This window comes from Longimicrobiaceae bacterium, from assembly GCA_035696245.1.
GTDB lineage: Bacteria > Gemmatimonadota > Gemmatimonadetes > Longimicrobiales > Longimicrobiaceae > DASRQW01.
In genome coordinates this window covers 1-4695 of sequence record DASRQW010000459.1, presented here as the reverse complement: position 1 = coordinate 4695, position 4695 = coordinate 1, and the positions used below count along the sequence as shown (strand labels likewise).

The following is a 4695-nucleotide window of genomic DNA, read 5'->3' as shown; positions in this document are numbered from 1 at the left end:
ACCTCGGGGATGCCGTGCCCGCGGATGGCGGCCGATCCCCAACGCGCCATCACTCCCACCACGAGCGCGCCGAGCACCGGCACGACGAGAACCCAGGCGCCCAGGTGGTTCCCGGCCGGCGAGGTGAAGGCGGTGGATACGCGGCCGAAGAAGGCCAGGTTGGTGATGAGCCCGATCAACGCCGTCAGCGCCGATGCCACGAACCCGGCGGCCACGGCGACCACCACCGCGATCCCCGAGATCATCACCACCCGCCGGTCCACCGGCGCCTGCTCGCGCGGCGCGCGGACCGAGCGGAGCGCCGGCTCCAGCGACGGAGCTACCGGCAGCGCCCCGCCTGCCGTGTTACCCTCCAGCTCACCCATCCCTGCACCTCCAGTTCAGCTCATCCGTCGCCCGTTCCGCCCGGCGGCGCGTCGTCTTCGAAGAGGAAGGGTGCCGGCGCGGTGTCCACCTGCGACTCGCGCAGCCACCTCTCCATCAGATCCGCCAGCATGCGGCGGTCGTCCGGCTCCATCCGTTTCAGCCCGGCCACGAGCTGGGCCTGCGCCGACGGAGGGGCGCTGTCCACGATGTCGCGCCCCGCCTTCGTGAGCGCGATCTGGACTCGGCGCGCGTCCTCGGGCGAGGGCTCGCGCCGCACCAGGCCGCGCTCCACCAGGCGCGACACCACCGCCGACACCGAGCTCTGGTGCGTGGTGGTGCGCTCGGCGAGGTCGTTCAGGGAGCCCGCGGGCTGCTGCGACAGCTCCTGCAGCACGTACAGCTGGGCCCCGCTGATCCCGATCTCCTTCTCGTTCTGCCGCGATACGACCCGCGCCGCGCGCACGATGCGGCGGACCGCGTCCATCACCCGCGGCACCTCGGCCTGCACCGGCGTTCCCTGGGTGCTCACGATCGATCGTCCAATGTATGGGTTCCAATGCATCTAGGGAAGATACCCGTTCCACTCCCCTCCATCAATCGTGCCGCGTCTCCGCTGGCTGTGCTCGCGAAACACGTGACGGTCTAGGCCCGTGGCCCCAGGCCACCGCTCCGCTGGCGCGGGCGGCGTGGCGATCCGGCTCTTCGGGTGGGTTCCGGCAACGTGGAGGGTACGGCGGCGCGGCCGGACGGACTGCGGAACATGGCTGTGACGACAGGGAGTAGCAGACAAGATAAGCGGCGGACGCGGCAGGTCAAATACGTATGCCGTCACGAGCCGTTCCTGTAACCTCTGCCGCCGTACCCGGAACATCGTGCGCGACGAGCGGAGCCGATCGGCTCCGTCGCGGCTCCTGCGAAGCGGGGAGATGCGTGCCGCGATGATCTCTCGATCGGCATCCGTCATCTACCCCAAGCGATACGGCCCCGGGATCGCTCCCGGGGCCGCTCGTTTTCCTACCATCGGACTCTGACCGTCACCGCGGGGGCTTACGCCTCCACGGCCACCGGCTCTGCCGCCGGCGCAACGCTCTCGGCCGCCGGGGTGTCCCGCGGGCCGAAGCCCACGTCCTCGTACCGGTAGATGCCCGTACCGGCGGGGATGAGGTGGCCGATGATGATGTTCTCCTTCAGGCCCGCCAGGTTGTCCCGCGCGCCGCGGATGGCGGCGTCGGTGAGCACCCGCGTGGTCTCCTGGAACGACGCCGCCGAGATGAACGACTGCGTGGTCAGCGACGCCTTGGTGATGCCCAGCAGCAGCGGCTCCGAGCGCGCGGGGTCCTTCCCGTCGCCGATGCTGCCCTGGTTCTCGTCGAGGAAGACGGTGCGGTCCACCGTCTCGCCCTCCAGGAACTGCGTGTGGCCCGGCTCGGTCACGCGCACCTTCTGCAGCATCTGGCGCACGATCACGCCGATGTGCTTGTCGTTGATCTTCACGCCCTGCAGGCGGTAGACCTCCTGCACCTCGTTCAGCAGGTACTCCTGCACCGCCCGCGGCCCCTTGATCTTGAGGATGTCGTGCGGGTTGACCGGGCCCTCGCTGAGCCGGTCGCCGGCGCGCACGAAGTCGCCCTCGTGCACGCGCAGGTGCTTGCCCACCGGAACCTCGTAGACGCGCTCGTTGCCCGTCTCGGGGATCACGATCACCTCGCGCTTGCCGCGCTTGATATCGCCGAAGCGCACCGTTCCGTCGATCTCGGTGATGACCGCCGGGTCCTTCGGCTTGCGCGCCGCGAACAGCTCGGCGATGCGCGGCAGGCCGCCGGTGATGTCGCGGGTCTTGTAGGCCTCGCGGGCGATCTTCGCCAGCGTGCCGCCCGGCTCGATGGCCTCGCCGTCGCGCACCGTGAGCTGCGCGCCCACGGGCACGATGAACTCGCGCAGCTTGGCGCCGTGCGCGTCCACGATCTCGATCATGGGGTGCAGCTTCTTGCTGCGGTCCTCGATGATCACCATCTGGCGGCGGCCCGTGCTCTCGTCCAGCTCCTCGCGCACCGTCTCCTCGTCGGAGATGTCGATGAAGCGGATGGTGCCGCCGAAGTCGGCCACGATGGGCTCCGAGTACGGATCCCACGAGAACAGCATGTCGTCCTTGGCGATCTTCTGCCCGTCCTCGACCCCGATGGTGGCGCCGTACGGCACCGCCAGGCGGCTCCGCACGCTGCCGTCGGGCCCGCGCATGATGATCTCGCCTTCGCGGCTGGTCACGATCCGCGAGCCGTCGGGCGTGGTCACCGTGGTGATGCGGTCGAACTGGGCCACGCCCTCCACCTTGCTCTTCCGCGCCGTGGTGGCCGCGATGCGTGCCGCCGTGCCGCCGATGTGGAAGGTGCGCAGCGTGAGCTGCGTGCCCGGCTCGCCGATGCTCTGCGCCGCCAGGATGCCCACGGCCTCGCCCAGGTCCACCATGCCCATGGTGGCCAGGTTGCGGCCGTAGCACTGCCGGCACAGCCCGCGGCGGCTCTCGCAGGTGAGCACGCTGCGGATCTTGACCGTCTGGATGCCGGCGTCCTCGATCTCGTCGGCGATCTCCTCGTCGATCATCCGGCCCGCCTCAACGATCATCTCGCCGTCGATCGGGTCGTACACGTCGTCGCTGGCCACCGAGCCGACGATGCGGTCCTTGAGCGGCTCCACCACGTCCTCGCCCTCCTTCAGCGCCGCCACCTCAAGGCCCAGGACCGTGCCGCAGTCCTCCTCGAAGATGGTGACGTCCTGGGCAACGTCCACCAGGCGTCGCGTCAGGTAGCCGGCGTCGGCCGTCTTCAGCGCGGTGTCGGCCAGGCCCTTCCGGGCGCCGTGCGTGGAGATGAAGTACTCCAGCACCGTCAGGCCCTCGCGGAAGTTCGACTTGATCGGGCTCTCGATGATCTCGCCGATGCCGCCGGTCAGCTTCTTCTGCGGCTTGGCCATCAGGCCGCGCATGCCGGCCAGCTGGCGCATCTGGTCACGGCTGCCGCGGGCGCCCGAGTTCATCATCATGAACACCGGGTTGAAGCCGCCGCGCGAACGCCCGAGGCGTGCCACCATCGCGTCCGCCACGTCGTTGTTGGCGTGCGTCCAGGTGTCGATGACCTTGTTGTAGCGCTCGCCGTTGCTGATCACGCCGTTGTTGTAGGCGCGGGTGAAGCGCGACACGTCCTCCTCGGCCTCGCCCAGGATCTGGTCCTTCTCGGCCGGGATCTCCATGTCCTCGATGCCCACCGACACGCCGCCCAGCGTGGCGTAGCGGAAGCCGAAGGCCTTGAGGTCGTCCAGGAAGACCGTCGTCCGCCCCAGCCCGACCGTACGGTACGCGCTGAAGATGACGTCGCCCAGCTCCTTCTTGCCCATCGTGCGGTTCCAGAAGCCCAGCTCCTTGGGCACCACCGAGTTGAAGATCACCCGGCCGGCCGTGGTCTGGATCCAGCGGTCCGAGCGCGCCTCGCCCTCGTCCATCTCGTCGTCCCGGCGCGGGTCGGTGAGATAGTAGATGGGCGACTGCAGCGTGATGTGCTCGTGCTGCAGCGACAGCTCCACCTCGGCCACGCTGCCGAAGCGGCGCAGCACCTGGGCGCGGTCCTGCTGGTTGATGCCGGACTTCTGCTGCTCGGCGTCGGCCGCGAACTGCGCCATGATGTTGCCCGGCTCCTTGGTGAGCCAGTACACCCCGATCACGATGTCCTGCGACGGCGCCGCGATGGGCCGCCCGTTCGACGGGAGCAGGATGTTGTTGCTCGACAGCATGAGGACGCGCGCCTCCAGCTGCGCCTCGAACGACAGCGGCACGTGCACCGCCATCTGGTCGCCGTCGAAGTCGGCGTTGAAGGCGGCGCACACCAGCGGGTGCACGCGGATCGCCTTGCCCTCCACCAGCACGGGCTCGAACGCCTGGATGCCCAGCCGGTGCAGCGTGGGCGCGCGGTTCAGCAGCACGGGGTGGTCGCGGATGATGTCCTCGAGCACCTCGTACACCCGCGGGTCGTCGCGCTCCACGATCTTCTTGGCGCGCTTCACCGTCTCGGCCTCGCCGCGCTTCTCCAGCTCGTGGATGATGAACGGCTTGAACAGCTCCACCGCCATCGCCTTGGGCAGGCCGCACTGGTGCAGCTTGAGCTCCGGGCCGACGACGATCACGGACCGGCCCGAGTAGTCCACGCGCTTGCCCAGCAGGTTCTGCCGGAAGCGGCCCTGCTTGCCCTTGAGCATGTCGGACAGTGACTTGAGCGGACGCTTGCCGCGGCCACGGATCGCCTTGGACCGGCGGCCGTTGTCGAACAGGGCGTCCACCGC

3 protein-coding genes are annotated in these 4695 nt (G+C 69.3%); all 3 read right to left on the bottom strand.

The genetic code is table 11. From position 1 onward, the window contains the following. A partial coding sequence (locus VFE05_20720; protein HET6232512.1) for a hypothetical protein occupies window positions 1–365 on the bottom strand: 365 nt, incomplete at its 3' end. Window positions 366–385: 20 nt separating this feature from the next. Continuing rightward, window positions 386–895 (bottom strand): MarR family winged helix-turn-helix transcriptional regulator, encoded by a 510-nt coding sequence (locus VFE05_20715; GenBank protein ID HET6232511.1) that lies wholly within the window; start codon window positions 893–895, stop codon window positions 386–388. A gap of 518 nt (window positions 896–1413) precedes the next feature. Next, window positions 1414–4695: DNA-directed RNA polymerase subunit beta' (rpoC, locus tag VFE05_20710; protein ID HET6232510.1), on the bottom strand; the 3282-nt coding region annotated here is incomplete at its 5' end.